This is a genomic window from Pseudomonas sp. H26/SER47-MNA-CIBAN-0231 (genome assembly GCF_040310465.1).
Lineage (GTDB): Bacteria > Pseudomonadota > Gammaproteobacteria > Pseudomonadales > Pseudomonadaceae > Aquipseudomonas > Aquipseudomonas atacamensis.
In genome coordinates this window covers 392,460-410,018 of sequence record NZ_JBEOPW010000001.1, presented here as the reverse complement: position 1 = coordinate 410,018, position 17,559 = coordinate 392,460, and the positions used below count along the sequence as shown (strand labels likewise).

Annotated in this window: 16 protein-coding genes; 10 read left to right on the top strand and 6 right to left on the bottom strand. The window is 60.5% G+C overall.

Annotated features, from left to right (window positions below; genetic code table 11):
- Position 1: 1 nt before the first annotated feature.
- The gene (gene araD1, locus AAEZ10_RS01905) at positions 2 to 994 is read right to left on the bottom strand and encodes an AraD1 family protein (protein WP_350567265.1); all 993 of its coding nucleotides are present in this window, start codon (positions 992 to 994) and stop codon (positions 2 to 4) included.
- A 145-nt stretch (positions 995 to 1,139) separates the two neighbouring features.
- Positions 1,140 to 2,462 (bottom strand): MFS transporter, encoded by a 1,323-nt coding sequence (locus AAEZ10_RS01900; RefSeq protein ID WP_024013183.1) that lies wholly within the window; start codon positions 2,460 to 2,462, stop codon positions 1,140 to 1,142.
- 192 nt (positions 2,463 to 2,654) lie between these two features.
- On the opposite strand from AAEZ10_RS01900, the gene AAEZ10_RS01895 reads away from it, so the two are divergent.
- Entirely contained in the window at positions 2,655 to 4,391 is a 1,737-nt protein-coding gene (locus tag AAEZ10_RS01895) for an IlvD/Edd family dehydratase (RefSeq protein WP_071172698.1), read from the top strand.
- A gap of 196 nt (positions 4,392 to 4,587) precedes the next feature.
- Positions 4,588 to 5,307 (top strand): FadR/GntR family transcriptional regulator, encoded by a 720-nt coding sequence (locus AAEZ10_RS01890; protein ID WP_024013185.1) that lies wholly within the window; start codon positions 4,588 to 4,590, stop codon positions 5,305 to 5,307.
- Between the two features lie 264 nt (positions 5,308 to 5,571).
- On the opposite strand, the gene AAEZ10_RS01885 is transcribed toward AAEZ10_RS01890, so the two are convergent.
- The 3 genes from AAEZ10_RS01885 to AAEZ10_RS01875 all read right to left on the bottom strand — a co-directional run bounded on the left by AAEZ10_RS01885 (position 5,572) and on the right by AAEZ10_RS01875 (position 10,233).
- Positions 5,572 to 7,956, bottom strand: a complete 2,385-nt coding sequence (locus AAEZ10_RS01885) for an efflux RND transporter permease subunit (protein ID WP_073471124.1) — start codon at positions 7,954 to 7,956, stop codon at positions 5,572 to 5,574.
- A complete protein-coding gene (locus AAEZ10_RS01880) occupies positions 7,953 to 8,996 on the bottom strand; it encodes a WD40/YVTN/BNR-like repeat-containing protein (protein ID WP_350567260.1) in 1,044 nt (347 codons plus the stop codon). Before AAEZ10_RS01880 ends, AAEZ10_RS01885 begins: the two co-directional genes overlap by 4 nt.
- 268 nt (positions 8,997 to 9,264) lie before the next feature.
- Positions 9,265 to 10,233, bottom strand: a complete 969-nt coding sequence (locus AAEZ10_RS01875) for a hypothetical protein (protein ID WP_122746065.1) — start codon at positions 10,231 to 10,233, stop codon at positions 9,265 to 9,267.
- A gap of 228 nt (positions 10,234 to 10,461) precedes the next feature.
- On the opposite strand from AAEZ10_RS01875, the gene AAEZ10_RS01870 reads away from it, so the two are divergent.
- The 7 genes from AAEZ10_RS01870 (at position 10,462) to AAEZ10_RS01840 (ending at position 15,807) form a co-directional block, all read left to right on the top strand.
- On the top strand, positions 10,462 to 11,052 hold the full coding sequence (locus AAEZ10_RS01870; protein ID WP_073471126.1) for an amino acid synthesis family protein: 591 nt from the start codon (positions 10,462 to 10,464) through the stop codon (positions 11,050 to 11,052).
- Positions 11,053 to 11,083: 31 nt separating this feature from the next.
- The gene (locus AAEZ10_RS01865; protein ID WP_116658480.1) at positions 11,084 to 11,917 is read left to right on the top strand and encodes an alpha/beta fold hydrolase; all 834 of its coding nucleotides are present in this window, start codon (positions 11,084 to 11,086) and stop codon (positions 11,915 to 11,917) included.
- Positions 11,914 to 13,395, top strand: a complete 1,482-nt coding sequence (locus AAEZ10_RS01860) for an aldehyde dehydrogenase (RefSeq protein WP_125927343.1) — start codon at positions 11,914 to 11,916, stop codon at positions 13,393 to 13,395. Before AAEZ10_RS01865 ends, AAEZ10_RS01860 begins: the two co-directional genes overlap by 4 nt.
- Positions 13,396 to 13,407: 12 nt before the next feature.
- Entirely contained in the window at positions 13,408 to 13,893 is a 486-nt protein-coding gene (locus AAEZ10_RS01855; RefSeq protein ID WP_073471127.1) for a flavin reductase family protein, read from the top strand.
- A 137-nt stretch (positions 13,894 to 14,030) separates the two neighbouring features.
- Entirely contained in the window at positions 14,031 to 14,420 is a 390-nt protein-coding gene (locus AAEZ10_RS01850; RefSeq protein ID WP_003225716.1) for a carboxymuconolactone decarboxylase family protein, read from the top strand.
- A gap of 57 nt (positions 14,421 to 14,477) precedes the next feature.
- Positions 14,478 to 15,242 (top strand): GntR family transcriptional regulator, encoded by a 765-nt coding sequence (locus AAEZ10_RS01845; RefSeq protein WP_016775014.1) that lies wholly within the window; start codon positions 14,478 to 14,480, stop codon positions 15,240 to 15,242.
- A gap of 1 nt (position 15,243) precedes the next feature.
- Positions 15,244 to 15,807 carry an NUDIX hydrolase gene (locus tag AAEZ10_RS01840; RefSeq protein ID WP_016775015.1) on the top strand — a complete coding sequence of 188 codons (564 nt, stop codon included), beginning with the start codon at positions 15,244 to 15,246 and terminating at the stop codon, positions 15,805 to 15,807.
- A 138-nt stretch (positions 15,808 to 15,945) separates the two neighbouring features.
- Here AAEZ10_RS01840 and AAEZ10_RS01835 read toward each other — a convergent pair whose 3' ends face one another.
- Positions 15,946 to 16,242 carry a DUF1330 domain-containing protein gene (locus AAEZ10_RS01835; RefSeq protein ID WP_071172703.1) on the bottom strand — a complete coding sequence of 99 codons (297 nt, stop codon included), beginning with the start codon at positions 16,240 to 16,242 and terminating at the stop codon, positions 15,946 to 15,948.
- A 68-nt stretch (positions 16,243 to 16,310) separates the two neighbouring features.
- On the opposite strand from AAEZ10_RS01835, the gene ribBA reads away from it, so the two are divergent.
- On the top strand, positions 16,311 to 17,420 hold the full coding sequence (ribBA, locus tag AAEZ10_RS01830; protein WP_123442274.1) for a bifunctional 3,4-dihydroxy-2-butanone-4-phosphate synthase/GTP cyclohydrolase II: 1,110 nt from the start codon (positions 16,311 to 16,313) through the stop codon (positions 17,418 to 17,420).
- The last annotated feature ends 139 nt before the right edge of the window (positions 17,421 to 17,559 follow it).

The window sequence follows — 17,559 nt, the reverse complement described above, 5'->3', positions numbered from 1 at the left end:
CTTAAAGGGTGCCGATGCTGTCCGGTTCAAAAGCCGCCTGAACCGGTGCGATACCGTTGACCAGCGGTGCGCCGAAGTCGGCCTGGCTGATCTCGAACGTGTCGCCCGGCTGGGTGCGGATGCCGTCGGCAAACGACAGGGTCGCAGTGCCGAAAAAGTGAATGTGCACGTCGCCCGGACGCAGGAACTGACTGTATTTGAAGTGGTGGTACTCAAGGTTCGCCAGGCTGTGGCACATGTTGGCCTCGCCGCTGAGGAACTCGTTCTGCCAGAGCACTTCGCCGTCACGCAGGATTCGGCTGGTGCCGGCAAGGTGTTGAGGCAATTCACCGGTACGAAGTTCCGGGCCATAACTGCAACTGCGCAATTTCGAGTGCGCCAGGTACAGGTAATTCTTGCGTTCCATGACGTGATCGGAGAACTCGTTACCGACGGCGAAACCGAGGCGATAAGGCTTGCCGTCGTTGCCGATGACGTACAGGCCGGCCATCTCTGGCTCTTCGCCGGCGTCTTCGGCGAACGGCGGCAGCGGGAACGGCTGCCCCGGACGCACGACAATGCTGCCGTCGCCCTTGTAGAACCATTCCGGTTGCACGCCGGCCTGCCCCCCCGCTGGTTTACCGCCCTCCACGCCCCATTTGAAAATGCGCATGGTGTCGGTCATCGCCGCTTCATCGCCGGCCTGCTGGTGCATCTTGTCCCGGGCCGAAGCACTGCCCAGATGGGTCAGACCAGTACCGCTGACCAGCATGTGCGCCGGGTCCGGGTGATCGAGTGGCGGCAGGATGCGCAGGTCTTTGAGCAATTGCGCGTAGTCGTGGCTGGCGCCGAGGCCGAGGCTTTGCACTTGCTGCTCAAGCGAGCCGCCGGCCTCGATCGCGGCCAAGGCCAGATCACGGACACTGCGGGCGTCCTCGACTTCGCGGACCTGACCGTTGTCGACCACGCCGACACGGCGCTCGCCGTTGGGTAATTCGAATTGAACCAGATGCATGATTTTCTCCTGTTCCATCAAAAACGCCGCTATCCCCTGTGGGAGCGAGCCTGCTCGCGAAAGCGGTGTACCAGTCACCAGCAGTGTTGAATGTGATGGCCTCTTCGCGAGCAGGCTCGCTCCCACAGGGGCCAGTGTTGGTCAGTCAGGTTCTGGTCGCGCCACGGGCGCTGGCGGCGAACTGGTCGACGGGCAGCACGTGCTTGCGCTCCAGCACGCGATAAACAATGCCGGTCAGAATCAGCCCGAACACCATCACGCCCGAGAGGAAGTACAACCCCGAAGCCAGATTGCCGGTGTATTCCTTCAACGCGCCGATCACGAACGGCCCGATGTAACCGCCGAGGTTGCCCACCGAGTTGATCAAGGCAATCCCCGCCGCAGCACTCGCGCCAGCAAAGAAGCGACCGGGCAAGGTCCAGAACACCGCGGTGCACGAGAACAACGCGAACGCCACCAGACACAGCGCCGCCAGTTGCGCTACCGGCAGCGACAGCCAGGCACTGAGGAACAGGCCCAGCGCACCGAGCACATACAACACCGCCAAATGGCCGTAGCGATCATTCAAGCGGTCGGAGCTGCGCGGAATGATCAGCAGGCCGATGATCCCGAAAATGTATGGCACCGAAGAGACGAAACCGGTGACCAGATCGCTGCCGCCGAACTGTTTGATCAACGTTGGCAGCCACAGGCCGAGGCCATAAATGCTCAGGGTCACCGGCAGATAGAACAGCGCCAGCAGCAACACGCGTTTGTCTTTCAGCGCATGCAGAGGGTTGCCGTGACGGGTCTGGCCGTATTCCTGCAAATCCTTTTTCAGTTCGCCGGTCAGCCAGTCTTTTTCCGCCTGATCCATCCACTTCACTTGCTGCGGGCCGTCCGGCAGCCAGCGCAGGACCGGCCAGGTCAGCAGGATCGCCGGCGTGCCGATGACGATGAACAGCCACTGCCAGCCGTGCAGACCAAGGATGCCGTCCATGCCGAGCAAACCGCCGGACACGGGACCGGTGATCATCATCGCGATCGGTTGCGAGAGGATGAACAGGCCGAGGATCTTGCCGCGATGGCGCACCGGGAACCATTGGGTGATGTAGTACAGCACGCCGGGGAAGAAGCCCGCCTCGGCCGCGCCGAGCAGAAAGCGCATCACGTAGAAGCTGTGCGGCCCTTGCACGAAGGCCATGCCGATGGTGATCGCGCCCCAGGTGATCATGATCCGCGCGAACCAGCGCCGCGCGCCGAAGCGTTCGAGCATCAGGTTGCTGGGAATCTCGAGAAGGAAGTAACCAATGAAGAACAGCCCGGCACCGAGGCCATAGGCCGCATCGCCGATGCCGATGTCGGCGCCCATGTGCAGCTTGGCGAAGCCGACGGCGGAGCGATCCACATAGGCGATCAGGTACAGCAGGATCAGGAAGGGAATCAGTTTCAGTGTGATGCGCCGGACAAGCCGCAATTCCTGGCTCATGAGATCGGTCTCCGATTGTTGTTTTTATAGAACCTCGGGGGACGCCTCTCGCCAAAACAGCCAGGGCCATCCCTCCGTCGAAAACGACTATATAGTAATACTAATTACCCAACAACTCTTCCAAAGCGCGGATTTTGAGCTTAGATTAAGCGTCAGCTCGCAAACAATAGTCTTACAATAAGAGAATCGATCATGTCTGATAAGAAACCCACCCTGCGCTCCGCCCAATGGTTTGGCACGGCCGACAAGAACGGCTTCATGTACCGCAGCTGGATGAAGAATCAGGGCATCGCCGACCATCAGTTCCACGGCAAGCCGATCATCGGCATCTGCAATACCTGGTCGGAACTGACACCGTGCAACGCGCACTTCCGCCAGATCGCGGAGCACGTCAAACGCGGGGTGATCGAGGCCGGTGGTTTTCCGGTGGAATTCCCGGTGTTCTCCAATGGCGAATCGAACCTGCGCCCGACGGCCATGCTCACCCGCAACCTGGCGAGCATGGACGTTGAAGAAGCAATTCGCGGCAACCCGATCGACGGCGTAGTGCTGCTCACCGGTTGCGACAAAACCACTCCAGCACTGTTGATGGGCGCGGCCAGTTGCGACGTGCCGGCCATCGTCGTCACCGGCGGGCCGATGCTCAACGGCAAGCACAAAGGCAAGGACATCGGCTCCGGCACCGTGGTCTGGCAGCTCAGCGAACAAGTCAAGGCCGGCACCATCACCATCGATGACTTCCTCGCAGCCGAGGGCGGCATGTCGCGTTCGGCGGGCACCTGCAACACCATGGGCACCGCGTCGACCATGGCGTGCATGGCTGAAGCGCTGGGCACTTCGCTGCCGCACAACGCCGCGATTCCGGCGGTGGATGCACGCCGTTATGTGCTGGCGCACATGTCCGGCATGCGTGCGGTAGAGATGGTTCGCGAAGATTTGAAACTGTCGAAGATCCTCACCAAGGAAGCCTTCGAGAACGCTATTCGTGTCAACGCTGCCATCGGCGGTTCGACCAACGCCGTGATCCACTTGAAAGCCATCGCCGGGCGCATCGGCGTCGAGCTGGACCTGGACGACTGGACCCGCATCGGTCGCGGCATGCCGACCATCGTCGACCTGCAACCGTCCGGGCGTTTCCTGATGGAAGAGTTCTACTACGCCGGTGGCTTGCCAGCGGTACTGCGCCGCCTCGGTGAAGCCAATCTGATCCCCAACCCGAACGCACTGACGGTCAACGGCAAGTCCATCGGCGAGAACACCAAGGACGCGCCGATCTACGGCGAAGACCAAGTGATCCGCACCCTCGACAATCCGATTCGCGCTGACGGTGGCATCTGCGTGTTGCGCGGCAATCTGGCGCCGCTGGGTGCGGTGCTCAAGCCGTCCGCCGCTAGCGCTGAACTGATGCAGCATCGCGGTCGCGCCGTGGTGTTCGAGAACTTCGACATGTACAAGGCGCGGATCAACGATCCGGAGCTGGACGTCGATAAGGATTCGATTCTTGTGATGAAAAACTGCGGGCCGAAGGGTTATCCGGGCATGGCTGAAGTCGGCAACATGGGCCTGCCGGCCAAACTGTTGGCAGAAGGCGTGACCGACATGGTGCGTATTTCCGATGCACGCATGAGCGGCACCGCGTACGGCACGGTGGTTTTGCACGTCGCCCCGGAAGCCGCAGCCGGCGGGCCTTTAGCGGCAGTAAAGGAAGGCGACTGGATCGAACTCGATTGCGCCAGCGGCCGTCTGCATCTGGACATTCCGGATGCTGAACTGGCCGCGCGCATGGCCGATCTGCAAGCACCGCAACAGTTGCTGGTGGGCGGTTATCGTCAACTGTACATCGACCACGTGCTGCAGGCGGATCAGGGTTGCGACTTTGACTTCCTGGTTGGTTGCCGAGGTGCCGAGGTTCCGCGCCACTCCCACTGACACCCAACTGATCGTTCCCACGCTCCGCGTGGGAATGCAGCCCGGGACGCTCCGCGTCCCTTTCAGAGCTGGAACGCGGAGCGTCCCTTGAGGCATTCCCACGCAGAGCGTGGGAACGATCATTGCCTACCTCAAGATTGTGCCGTGCCTGCTATGATGCGCGGCATCTCCATCGCTCAGGATCGCGCCACTCCCCATGGATTACCGCAAACCTTCCGACCGTAAAAGCATGCACTCGCGCATCGTCCAGGAACTGGGCATGCAGATCGTCTCCGGACGCTTTTTGCCCGACGACAAACTGCCCGCCGAAGCCCTGCTGTGCGAGGAGTACGCGGTCAGTCGTCCGGTATTGCGCGAAGCGACGCGGGTGCTGGTGGCCAAGGGTCTGGTGTATTCCAAACCGCGCGTCGGCACCGTGGTCAAGGCTCGCCGCGAATGGCACATGCTCGACCCGGACGTGCTGCACTGGTTGATGCAGAGCAGCCCGCAAAATGAGTTCTTCAACGTGCTGACCAGCGTGCGCAGCATCATCGAACCGGCAGCTGCCGCCCTCGCCGCCCAGCACGCAACCGATGCCGACATCGCCGCGATCAACGAAGCCTATCAACGCATGGAAGCCGCGCCGACTCCGGAAGCGCTGTTGCAGCCGGACCTGGACTTCCACAGCCGCATCGCCGATGCGACGCACAACGACTTGCTGGCGAACCTGTGCAACATGTTGGCGGTAGCGATTGCCGAGGCGTTGAAGCATTCCAATCAGCGGCCGAATCTGCATGAACTGGCGTTGCCCAGGCACAAGGCGATCCTGACCGCGATCGAGAATCGTGATGCCCTGGGCGCCCGGCATGCGACGCTGGTGCAGCTGGATGATGCGCGTAGTGCGTTGAGTGTGGTGCTTGGCGCTGAGCTTTCTTAGGGCTTGAGACCGCTTGCCCTCACCCTAGCCCTCTCCCAGAGGTAGAGGGGACCGATTGGGGAATATTTGAGATTTACGCCGACTTGAACGTTCTGCTGTGAATCCATAACCGACTCGGTATTTCAGGTCGATATATCTAGCCGCACCCCTCGGTCAGTCCCCTCTCCCTCCGGGAGAGGGCTAGGGTGAGGGGCTCTTGATCTTGAAGCACAAAAAAAGCCGCAACCCCCAAAGGTTGCGGCTTTGTCGTTTCAGCCTGTCAGATCAGTGGGCAAACAGCGAATTGCCCTTCTGCCCCGCCAGCTTCTCAGGCTTGATCAGGAACTTGGCCAGCGCCGGCAGCAGCCACAGCGCACCGAACATGTTCCACAGCAGCATGAAGGTCAGCATCAGGCCCATGTCGGCCTGGAACTTGATCGCCGAGAAGATCCAGGTGCACACGCCGATCGCCAGGCACAGGCCGGTGAACAGCACCGCTTTACCGGTCGACTTCAGCGTCTGGTAATAGGCTTCCTGCAACGGCAGCCCGGCACGCAGGAAACTTTCCAGGCGGCTGTAGATGTAGATGCCGTAATCCACGCCAATCCCCACGCCCAACGCCACCACCGGCAGCGTCGCAACCTTCACGCCGATGCCCATGAACGCCATCAGCGCGTTGCCGAGTACCGAGGTGAGCACCAGCGGCAGGACGATGCACAGCGTCGCCGCCCACGAGCGGAAGGTGATCATGCACATCACTGCCACGCAGATGTACACCAGAATCAGGATGGTCAGCTCGGCCTGTTTGATGACTTCGTTGGTGGCCGCTTCGATCCCGGCGTTACCGGCAGCGAGGATGAACTCCAGGCCGTCCTTGTTGTTTTCCTTGGCAAACTCCTGCACCGCTTGCACCGCACGGTCGAGGGTTTCGGCCTTGTGGTCGTTGAGGAACACCAGTACCGGTGCCAGCGAGCAGCTGTTGTTGTACAGGCCATCGGCGCGGGCGATCGAGTTGTTCAGTACGTCCGGGTTGCGCGACAGGGTTTCCCATTTCAGGTTGCCCTCGTTCATGCCCTTGATCATCTGCTTGGACACGGTCACCAGCGAGATCGCCGACTGCACGCCCTCGGTGTTCTGCATCTTCCACATCAGCTGATCGATCGGCGCCATCGCTTCGTAGCGCGAGCAGCCTTCGGCCTTGGTCTTGACCATCACCACCAGCACGTCGGAGCTGGTCGAGTAGTTGCTGATGATGAAGTTGTTGTCCTTGTTATAGCGCGAGTCCGGACGCAGTTCCGGCGCGCCCTGGTCGAGGTCGCCGATCTTCAGGTTCTGGCTGTACCAGAGGCCGCCGCCGAAGGCGATCAGCGCCAGCGCTACCGAAATCGGCGCGACTTTCGGGCTGGCGAAGTTCGACAGCAGGCGCCAGAACGGGTGCTCGCGGTTCGCATCTTTCTTGCTCTTGGCAATCGCGCGCTTGCTGATGCCGACATAGGAAATCGCCACCGGCAGCAGGATCAGGTTGGTGAACACGATCACCGCAACGCCGATAGACGCGCCGATGGCCAGTTCACGGATTACGCCGATGTCGATGATCAGCAGGGTGATGAAGCCCACCGCATCGGCCAGAATCGCGATCATCCCCGGCAGGAACAACTGGCGGAAGGTGCGCCGTGCAGCGGTCAGGGCGTTCTCGGCCTCGCTGGATTGCAGGGCGATACCGTTGATCTTCTGCACGCCGTGGGAAATGCCGATGGCGAAAATCAGGAACGGCACCAGCATTGAATACGGGTCGAGCCCGAAGCCGAAGAAGTGCATCAACCCCAGTTGCCAGACCACCGCCACCAGCGTCGTACTCAACACCGCGATGGTGCTGCGCAGGCAGTTGGTGAACCACAGCAGCAGAATCAGGGTGATGACGAAGGCGACACCGAAGAACAGCACCACCATCACCAGACCGTCGATCAGGTCGCCGACTTTCTTGGCGAAACCGACGATGTGGATCTTGATGTTGGGGTTCTGCGCTTCGAACTTGTTGCGGATCTTGTCTTCGAGCTCATGGGAGAACTGGCGATAGTCCAGCGCCAGCAACTTGCCTTGGTCCTGCGGGTCCGGATAGGCCTCCAGCAGTGGGATGTCGACGATGCTCGACTTGAAATCGTTGGCCACCAGACGCCCGACCTGGCCGGACTTGAGCACGTTGTTGCGCAGCAGATCGAGGCTGTCCTGCGAGCCGTTGTAGCTCTGCGGAATCACTTCGCCGCCGGCGAAACCCTCTTCGGTCACTTCGGTCCAGCGTACGCTCGGGCTCCACAGCGATTTGAGGCCGGAACGGTCGACGCCGGAAATGTAGAACACTTCGTCGTTGATCTGGCGCAGGGTCTCCATGTACTCCTTGGAGAAGATGTCGCCGTCGGTGGCCTCCACCGAAATACGCACGGTGTTGCCGAGGTTCGCCAGATCGTTGCGGTGCTCCATCATCTTTTCGATGAAGGGATGCTGCAGCGGGATCATTTTTTCAAAACTGGTCGACGGCCGAATCAGCGTGGCCTGCCAGAACAGGAAAATGCTCACCACCAGGCAGATCAGGATCACGGCCGGACGGTTGTTGAAGATCAGGCGCTCGAGAACCGTCGCCTTTTCCTGCTGAGGAGTGATCAAGGAAGTCATAGCCCCGCCTTCTTGTTATTGGTCTCGGCACCGTTTGGCTGGGTGATGTGCAAGCCACCCTGCCCGGTCAGAATCAGGTTGCCGTTGCCGGCGGCGGTGACCGACGACAGCGAAATGCGATCCGGGCGGTTGAACACGCTGAAGGTTTCGCCGTTGTCGCTGCTGCTGATCACCGAGCCGCCGTTGCCGACGATGACGATCGAGCCGTCTTCCAGCAGCGTGCCGCCGGACAGGCCGAACTCCAGCGCACCGCGTGCGGCTTTGAGTTCGACCTGCTCCCAGTTGCTGCCGAAATCAGTGGAGCGATAAAGATTGCCGCGCAAGCCGTACGCCAGCAGGGTCTGCGGCTGCGCCGTGCCGATCACGCCGAACAGCGAACCTTCGTACGGGCCTTCAAGCTTTTCCCAGGTCTGGCCGTTATCGGCGGAGCGGAACATGCTGCCGGACTCGCCGACGATGAACAGCCCGGCGTCTTTCACGGCGGCGATGGCGTTGAGGTGGAACTGGTCTTCGTTGTCGAGGCGATCGCTGACGTCTTCCCAGTTTTTGCCGCCGTCGGTGGTTTCCAGCAGCGTGCCGTAGGCGCCCACGGCAAAGCCGCTGCTGGCGTCCTTGAACCAGACGTCGAGCAGCGGCGATTCGCGTGCGAGGTCTTCGAATTGCTTGGTCCAGGTCAGACCGCCGTCTGCGCTGGCGAGAATTTGTGCGTCGTGGCCCACGGCCCAGCCGTTTTTGTCATCGACGAAATACACGGCAGTGAGCAGTTGCCGGGTCGGCACCTTGGCCTGGGTCCAGGTTTTGCCCTGGTCATCGGAATAGACGACGTGCCCGCGATCGCCGACCGCGACCAGACGCGCGCCGGCATGGACGACATCGAGAATCAGGCTTTTTGCGGCCTTGGCCGATTCAGTGGCATAGACCACGTCAGCCGGGGCCTCGGCGGCAATCACAGGTGCCGATAACGTGGCAAAGCCCAGCAGTGAGAGTGCTGTGGCCAGCAACGCGGTGTTGCGTAACGCCGGCGGGCGGCAACGACTCATAGACCTTCCCCTATTTATTATTGTTGGGCCATCGGGCCTTCAAGGGCGCCGCAAGGGTGCTCGGCTAGTGGCGTTTCAGAAGCATAGTCCTGAAACCCGCAATCCAGAGCCCCTTCGGAAGCTGGCTCATCCTATCGGGCTTTGCAAATGTCTGACAATCGGCGCCGCGTTATCTTTTGTTAACCGCATGGCGTGAAGGCTGGGGGTGAATAAAGGGCTATTCGCAGGAGTGATGACGACTTGAACTACAAAGTCTGCCCCCTTGCTTTCACAGGTAGTAATCAAGTTTCAACCTGTCACTGGACTGGCGCTGCAATTGTTCGATCGATTGCATTTTGCATTTCAGGGTTTCAAATACGTAGCCCTTAGAAACGGGTGTCGCAACAACTACGCGCCCTTCGCTGATCAATGCCGCTCTCGCACCTTGGGGTCGGCCGGGAATATCGCAATCGCGAGGGTGAAGGTGGAACGAAGCAAAAACCAGTGTTTCCTGAACGGTTTCTTCGGCGTGACTAATCACAACGTCCCAGAAATTCCAAGAACTAAGGACAGTGAATAGTGAACCAGACAGGACAATCAGACGCATTGATTTGCGTCTGGTTTCGCTCCGCCCTGTTCTGTAACCCTTCCCGAACTGAGGCGGCAGACATATGTCTTTGAGCGGATCAGCAGAATCCGGGGTCATTACATTTGCATAGAAATACGCAAAGATGACAACCACGCTAAGCAAAAGCGTTCCAGAGTAAATCCAGCAAAACACCAGCATCAGCATGCCCAGCGATTTCTGAGCGATTGGAAACTGGGCGGCATCAATTCGGGTGTAATTGACAATAAAAGCATCAGCCAAGGCGTTTGCAAACAGCCCGAAACCGACAGCAATCACAGCGGCTGTAAGTGTCAACCACCAGATATTTGCTACAAATTTCCGTACGAGGCCGAAATGCCTGATTGAGAGTACCGACGAGCAGATGCAGATAATCGCCCAGAGACCCCATCCGTAAGGTTTGTAGATGGGAATACCCAGACGAATCCAGATGCCGAGCACCAGAAACAACACGAAGGCCGAGAGTGTAATTGCGGCCAGGTATTCATCAGTTCCCCACCAACGGCAGCTGTAGTTGAGCTTCCACGGAAAATGTTTAAGCCTTGTTCGGATAAACAGTGGAGCATTCATGTTGCGCCTGATTACTTCGAGAATCAGAGCAGCAATCAAATAGGTTGAAATGTAAACAAGCATCTTCCGTGAGCATCCTTTCCTGAAAAACGCGACTTTATCTCACGGTTGGCTGTCATGTTCGATTTGATTTTCAAGCGCTTCCTCAGGCTTCCCCTCTAAAGCCAGATGCCACCCACGGCGGCCGCAGCCCCCTATTGAACTAGAAATTTCCCGTGAGCACTTGCACGATCGGTATTATGGTATACCATCAGACGCACAGACACTCTCAATCCCCCAACGGAGCAGCTCATGAGTTTCGAAATTCGCAAGATCGTCAGCTATGTCGAAGAAACCTTCATTGAAGGCGGCAAGGCTACTGACAAGCCGGTGACCATGGTCGGCCTCGCCGTGGTGATGAAGAACCCGTGGGTGGGCAACGGTTTTGTCGAAGACCTCAAGCCGCAGATCCGCGCCAACTGCTCCGACCTCGGCGCAATGATGGTCGAACGCCTGGTCGGGATCATCGGCGGTGCCGAGAAGATCGAGGCCTACGGCAAAGCGGCGGTCGTCGGCGCTGACGGCGAGATCGAGCACGCGTCGGCGGTGATCCACACCCTGCGCTTCGGTAACCACTATCGCGAAGCGGTGAAAGCCAAGAGTTACCTGAGCTTTACCAACAAGCGCGGCGGCCCGGGCACGTCGATTCAGATCCCGATGATGCACAAGGACGACGAAGGCCTGCGTTCGCACTACATCACCCTGGAAATGCAGATCGAAGACGCGCCGCGTGCCGACGAAATCGTCGTCGTGCTCGGTTGCGCCGACGGTGGCCGCCTGCACCCGCGCATCGGCAACCGCTATATCGATCTGGAAGAACTGGCTGCCGAACAAGCCCAGTAATCACAATAAAAAGGCATTGCAGGAGCGCTCCATGATTCGGCTCACCGCTGAACTCACCCCGGCTGGCACCAGTTACCTGGCGACCGGCCAAGGCCAGCCCGTGGTCTTGATCCACGGCGTGGGCCTGAACAAAGAAATGTGGGGCGGGCAGATTGTCGGCCTCGCCAGCCAGTACCAGGTGATCGCCTACGACATGCTCGGCCACGGCGCCAGCCCGCGCCCGGCCAGCGGCACCGACCTGCTCGGTTACGCCGATCAGTTGCTCGAGCTGCTCGATCACCTCAATCTGCCCCAGGCAGCGGTGATCGGTTTCTCCATGGGCGGCCTGGTCGCGCGGGCCTTCGCCCTGCATTACCCGGAGCGCCTGCAAAGCCTGGTGGTGCTGAACAGCGTGTTCAACCGCAGCGAAGAACAGCGTGCCGGCGTGATTGCCCGCACTGCACAGGCTGCCGAACACGGCCCGGACGCCAATGCCGAAGCGGCGTTGTCGCGCTGGTTCAGCCGTGAATATCAGGCGGCCAACCCGGCGCAGATCGCCGCGTTGCGCCAGACCTTGGCCAACAACGATCCGCAGGGCTATCTGACCACCTACGAATTGTTCGCCACCCAGGACATGTACCGCGCCGACGACCTGAGCAGCATTCAGGCACCGACGCTGATCGCCACCGGCGAACTCGACCCCGGTTCGACCCCGGAAATGGCCGAGCAACTGGCCCGACGCATCCCCGGCGCGAAGGTTGCCGTGCTGCCCGAGCAACGGCATATGATGCCGGTAGAGTCGCCGCGTCTGGTCAACCAGATGCTGCTGGAATTTCTCCAATTCGCACACTCCCGACAAAACCATATAAAGGGGATCGTTGCATGACACTCGCACGCTTCCAGATGTGCATCGGCGGAGACTGGGTCGACGCCCTCTCCGGCAAGACCTTCGAAAGCCTCAACCCGGCCTCCGCGCAAGCCTGGGCGGAACTGCCCGACGCCGATGAAGCGGACGTCGAACGCGCCGTGCAAGCAGCGCAAACTGCTTTTGACAGCCCGGCTTGGCGCGGTCTGACCGCCACTGCGCGCGGCAAACTGCTGCGCCGCCTCGGTGATCTGATCGCAGAAAACAAGGAACACCTGGCGCAGCTGGAAAGCCGCGACAACGGCAAGCTGATCCGCGAAACCCGTGGCCAGGTCAGCTATCTGCCGGAGTTCTTCCACTACACCGCAGGCCTCGCTGACAAACTGGAAGGCGGCACCCTGCCGCTGGATAAACCGGATCTGTTTGCCTACACCGTGCACGAAGCCATGGGTGTGGTCGCCGCGATCATTCCATGGAACAGCCCGCTGTACCTGACCGCGATCAAACTGGCCCCGGCCCTCGCCGCCGGCAACACGATTGTGATCAAGCCGTCCGAGCACGCCTCGGCGACCATTCTCGAGCTGGCACGCCTGGCCCTCGAAGCCGGGATTCCGCCGGGCGTGGTCAACGTCGTCACCGGTTACGGCCCGAGCACCGGCGCCGCCCTCACCCGCCATCCACTGATCCGCAAGATCGCCTTCACCGGCGGCGCGGCGACGGCACGGCATGTAGTGCGCAGCAGCGCCGAAAACTTCGCCAAGCTGTCGCTGGAACTGGGCGGCAAGTCGCCGAATATCATCTTCGCCGACGCCGATCTCGACAGCGCGATCAACGGCGCGATTGCCGGGATCTACGCGGCGTCCGGGCAGAGTTGCGTGTCTGGTTCGCGCTTGCTGGTGCAGGATGAAATCTACGATGAATTCGTCAATCGTCTGGTCGAGCGCGCCCAGCGCATCCGCATCGGCAACCCACAGGAAGACAATAGCGAGATGGGGCCGATGGCCACCGCGCAGCAACTGGCGGTGGTCGAAGGTCTGGTCGCCGATGCGATCGCCGAAGGCGCGCGTTTGCGCACCGGTGGCAAGCGTCCGGCGGATCTCGGTGAAGGCTGGTTCTACGAGCCGACGCTGTTCGAGTGCGACCGCAATTCGATGAAGATCATGCAGGAAGAAGTCTTCGGCCCGGTCGCCTCGGTGATTCGTTTCAAAGACGAAGCCGAAGCGCTGGCGATCGCCAATGACTCACAGTTCGGCCTCGCCGCCGGCATCTGGACCCGTGACCTCGGCCGCGCCCATCGTCTGGCACGCGATGTGCGCTCGGGGATCATCTGGGTCAACACTTACCGCGCGGTGTCGGCGATGGCGCCGATCGGCGGCTTCAAGAACAGTGGCTATGGACGCGAAAGCGGCATCGATTCGGTGCTGGCCTACACCGAACTGAAAACGGTGTGGATCAACCTCTCCCAGGCGCCAATGCCTGATCCGTTTGTGATGCGCTAGGAGTCCTGCGAAATGATCGAACCCGGCATTTACAAAGACGTCATGAGCTCGTTCCCGTCCGGCGTTACGGTGGTCACCACCCTCGACCCGGACGGCGGCATCGTCGGCATCACCGCCAGCGCGTTCAGCGCGCTGTCGATCGACCCGGCGCTGGTGCTGTTCTGCCCCAACTATGCGTCCGACACCTACCCGGTACTGCGCGACAGCAAGAAATTCGCCATCCATTTGCTCTCCGCCGAGCAGACTGCCGAAGCCTACGCGTTCGCCGGCAAGGGCAAGGAAAAGGCCAAGGGCATCGAGTGGCACCTGAGCGATCTGGGCAACCCGATTCTGGCCAAGGCCACGGCGATCATCGAGTGCGAGTTGTGGCGTGAATACGACGGCGGCGATCACGCGATCATTGTCGGCGCAGTGAAGAACCTGATCCTGCCCGAGCAACCGGTGACGCCGATGATTTATCACAAGGGCAAGCTCGGCCCGTTGCCGCCCCTGGCCTGACAGCCAGACACGATTGCCAAATGTGGGAGCGAGCCTGCTCGCGAAAGCGGTCGATCATTCAACATTTGCATCGACTGACACGACGCCTTCGCGAGCAGGCTCGCTCCCACAGGGAACACCTGTGGATTGGAGGAATGATGAGTAACGATAAGTATGAAAAAGGTCTGAAAATCCGCACCCAGGTATTGGGCGAAGCCTATGTTCAGCGCTCGATCGAGAACGCCGACGACTTCACCCGCCCGCTGCAGGAAATGGTCACTGAATACTGCTGGGGCCATGTCTGGGGGCGTGAGGGTCTGTCGCTCAAGGAGCGCAGCATGATCAACCTGGCAATGATCTCGGCGCTCAACCGCCCGCATGAACTCAAGCTGCATGTGCGTGGCGCCTTGCGTAACGGCCTGAGTCGTGAGCAAATACGCGAAATTCTGCTTCAGGTCGGCATTTATTGCGGCGTTCCGGCGGCCGTGGACAGTTTCCGGCTGGCCCGTGAAGCCTTTGCCGAAGCCGACGCCGAGGCCTCCAGTTAACCCTCGGCTGTTTTGATGCCCGTCTGGCATGGACAGCCAAGCTCAAGAGCGGACCCCATGAAACGCCAGCCACTCGACGACAGCTTCAAGGTCAATCGCAACCCCGTTACCCTGCGCGAAATCGTGCTGGACAAACTGCGTAGCGCGATCATGAATTTCCAGCTCATGCCAGGTGATCGTCTGGTCGAACGCGACCTGTGCGATCGTCTCGGCGTCAGCCGCACTTCGGTGCGCGAAGCTTTGCGTCACCTTGAATCCGAAGGTCTCGTCGAATTCGCCGATGCCAAAGGCCCGCGCGTAGCCATCATCACCCTCGACGACGCCGTCGATATCTACGAACTGCGTTGTGTGCTCGAAGGCCTGATCGTGCAACTGTTCACCCTGCGCGCCAAAGCCAAGGACATCAAAGCCCTGGAAAAAGCCCTCGATGACAACCGCAAGGCGTTGAAGGACGGCGAGCTGCAACAGGTGATCGACTCGGTGCAGGGCTTCTACGACGTGCTGCTCGAAGGCTCGGGCAACCATGTCGCCGCCACCCAATTGCGCCAGTTGCAGGCGCGCATCAGCTATCTGCGCGCGACCTCGGTGTCCCAGGAAAACCGACGCGGCGCGAGTAATCACGAGATGGAAAAAATGGTCGAGGCGATCAAGAGCGGTGATCCGCTGGCGGCGCATCAGGCGTGTGTCGATCACGTCCGCGCGGCGGCTGCCGTGGCCCTCGATTACCTCAAGCGCAAACAGGAAGAGACCGGCGTCGCCGTCAAAGGCACCCCGGCGATCACCCTGCCGATCGCGCTGAAAGAACCTCGCATAGGTCAATGACATGTTCAGCCCGAGCTTTTGCCCGAAATGCGGTGGCCCTGACCTCGGTCAGCAGACGCCGCCGGGCGATACGCACGAGCGCCTGATGTGCCGCGGCTGCGGCTATATCCACTACGTCAATCCGAAGATCATTGCCGGCTGCATCATCGAGCAGGACGGCAAATACCTCTTGTGCCAACGGGCGATTCCCCCGCGCCCCGGCACCTGGACGCTGCCGGCCGGTTTCATGGAAAGCTTTGAGACCACCGAGCAGGCGGCGCTGCGCGAAGTCTGGGAAGAAAGCGGCGTGCGCGCGGAAATCGTCTCGCCGTATTCGATCTTCAGCGTGCCGAAGATCAGCGAGGTGTACATCATCTTCCGCGCCATCGCCCTGGAGATCACCGGGCAGTACGGGCCGGAGACCATGGATTACAAATTCTTCGCCCCGGAAGAGATTCCCTGGGAGCAGATCTACTACCCGGCGATCCGGCAGATTCTCGAGCGCTATATCGAAGAGCGCCAAGCGGGGGTTTACGGGATTTACATGGGTAATGATGACAGCGGCAAAATTCACTTCATGCGCTAAAAATCACCTTCCCACTGATCGTTCCCACGCTCCGCGTGGGAATGCCTCTACGGACGCTCCGCGTTCGGCTCTGGATGGGACGCAGAGCGTCCCGGGCTGCATTCCCACGCGGAGCGTGGGAACGATCATCAGTGTGGCTTAAATTGGGTTGATGCCTTCAACGATGATGATCTCCGCTCTCGCCCAATCTTCGCGGTAGCTCTTCGCCTCCTGATACGCCGCCGAGCGGTAGCACGCGACGGCTGTTTCGTAGCTTTCAAACTCGATGATCACCGTACGCTGTGGCGTCTGCCGCCCTTCCAGCGCTTCACTGCGCCCGCCTCTGGCGAGAAACCTGCCGCCGAATGCGGCAATCGCCTGCGGGGTGCGCTGGGTGTATTGGCTGTAGTGCTCGGCATCGGCTATATCCACATGTGCAATCCAGTACGCCTTCATAGTGACCTCTTTGTTGATTTTGTATTATGGTATACCAATATATTTCCAACGAACCCTGAGAGTCCAGCATGGCCTTCAACAGCATCGAAGAAATCATCGAAGATTATCGCCTCGGCAAAATGGTCCTGCTGGTCGATGACGAAGACCGCGAGAACGAAGGCGACCTGCTGCTGGCCGCTGATCGTTGCACGCCGGAGGCTATCAGCTTCATGGCCCGCGAAGCACGCGGGCTGATCTGCCTGACCCTGACCGACGAACATTGTCAGCGCTTGGGCCTGGAGCAAATGGTACCCGCCAACGGCAGTGTGTTCAGCACTGCATTTACCGTGTCGATCGAAGCGGCGGTCGGCGTGACTACCGGCATTTCCGCCGCAGATCGCGCCTGCACAGTCGCCGCCGCCGTCGCGCCGAATGCCCGCGCCGAAGACCTGGTGCAACCCGGTCATATCTTTCCGTTGCGCGCCAAGGAAGGTGGCGTGCTGACCCGCGCCGGGCATACCGAGGCCGGTTGCGATCTGGCGCGTCTGGCCGGTTTCACCCCGGCCTCGGTGATCGTCGAAGTGATGAACGACGACGGCACCATGGCCCGCCGCCCGGATCTGGAGCAGTTCGCGCGCAAGCATGGGATCAAGATCGGCACCATTGCCGACCTGATCCACTACCGCCTGAGCACCGAGCACACCGTCGAACGCATCGGTGAACGAGAGCTGCCGACGGTGCATGGCACGTTCCGTTTGATCACCTTCGAGGATCGCATCGAAGGCGGTGTGCACATGGCGATGGTCATGGGCGACCTGCGCCGCGAAGAGCCGACACTGGTGCGCGTGCATGTGATCGATCCGCTGCGCGATCTGGTCGGCGCCGAGTACAGCGGGCCGACAAACTGGACGCTATGGGCGGCGCTGCAACGGGTCGCGGCAGAAGGTCATGGGGTTGTGGTGGTGCTGGCCAATCATGAATCGTCGCAGGCCTTGCTCGAACGCGTGCCGCAGCTGACCCAACCGCCACGGCAGTTCAGCCGTTCGCAATCGCGGATTTATTCCGAGGTCGGGACGGGGGCGCAGATTCTGCAGAACCTTGGGGTTGGCAAGCTGCGCCACCTCGGTCCGCCGCTGAAGTACGCGGGGTTGACCGGGTATGACCTCGAGGTGGTTGAGAGCATCCCGTTCACTGAATAAGCCTGCTATCGATAATCCCCTGTGGCGAGGGGATTTATCCCCGTCGGGCTGCGAAGCGGCCGCGATTCCTGCCAACGCGATCCGCCAGAAATATCGCATGTCCCGCTTTCAGGGCTGCTCCGCAGCCCAACGGGGATAA

Excerpts from the sequence above, each read along its gene's own strand:
- araD1 (WP_350567265.1), bottom strand. The coding sequence starts at position 994 with ATGCATCTGGTTCAATTCGAATTACCCAACGGCGAGCGCCGTGTCGGC.
- AAEZ10_RS01900 (WP_024013183.1), bottom strand. The coding sequence starts at position 2,462 with ATGAGCCAGGAATTGCGGCTTGTCCGGCGCATCACACTGAAACTGATT.
- AAEZ10_RS01895 (WP_071172698.1), top strand. The coding sequence starts at position 2,655 with ATGTCTGATAAGAAACCCACCCTGCGCTCCGCCCAATGGTTTGGCACG.
- AAEZ10_RS01845 (WP_016775014.1), top strand. The coding sequence starts at position 14,478 with ATGAAACGCCAGCCACTCGACGACAGCTTCAAGGTCAATCGCAACCCC.
- AAEZ10_RS01855 (WP_073471127.1), top strand. The coding sequence starts at position 13,408 with ATGATCGAACCCGGCATTTACAAAGACGTCATGAGCTCGTTCCCGTCC.
- AAEZ10_RS01850 (WP_003225716.1), top strand. The coding sequence starts at position 14,031 with ATGAGTAACGATAAGTATGAAAAAGGTCTGAAAATCCGCACCCAGGTA.
- AAEZ10_RS01865 (WP_116658480.1), top strand. The coding sequence starts at position 11,084 with ATGATTCGGCTCACCGCTGAACTCACCCCGGCTGGCACCAGTTACCTG.
- AAEZ10_RS01890 (WP_024013185.1), top strand. The coding sequence starts at position 4,588 with ATGGATTACCGCAAACCTTCCGACCGTAAAAGCATGCACTCGCGCATC.
- AAEZ10_RS01885 (WP_073471124.1), bottom strand. The coding sequence starts at position 7,956 with ATGACTTCCTTGATCACTCCTCAGCAGGAAAAGGCGACGGTTCTCGAG.
- AAEZ10_RS01875 (WP_122746065.1), bottom strand. The coding sequence starts at position 10,233 with ATGCTTGTTTACATTTCAACCTATTTGATTGCTGCTCTGATTCTCGAA.
- ribBA (WP_123442274.1), top strand. The coding sequence starts at position 16,311 with ATGGCCTTCAACAGCATCGAAGAAATCATCGAAGATTATCGCCTCGGC.
- AAEZ10_RS01870 (WP_073471126.1), top strand. The coding sequence starts at position 10,462 with ATGAGTTTCGAAATTCGCAAGATCGTCAGCTATGTCGAAGAAACCTTC.
- AAEZ10_RS01860 (WP_125927343.1), top strand. The coding sequence starts at position 11,914 with ATGACACTCGCACGCTTCCAGATGTGCATCGGCGGAGACTGGGTCGAC.
- AAEZ10_RS01840 (WP_016775015.1), top strand. The coding sequence starts at position 15,244 with ATGTTCAGCCCGAGCTTTTGCCCGAAATGCGGTGGCCCTGACCTCGGT.
- AAEZ10_RS01880 (WP_350567260.1), bottom strand. The coding sequence starts at position 8,996 with ATGAGTCGTTGCCGCCCGCCGGCGTTACGCAACACCGCGTTGCTGGCC.
- AAEZ10_RS01835 (WP_071172703.1), bottom strand. The coding sequence starts at position 16,242 with ATGAAGGCGTACTGGATTGCACATGTGGATATAGCCGATGCCGAGCAC.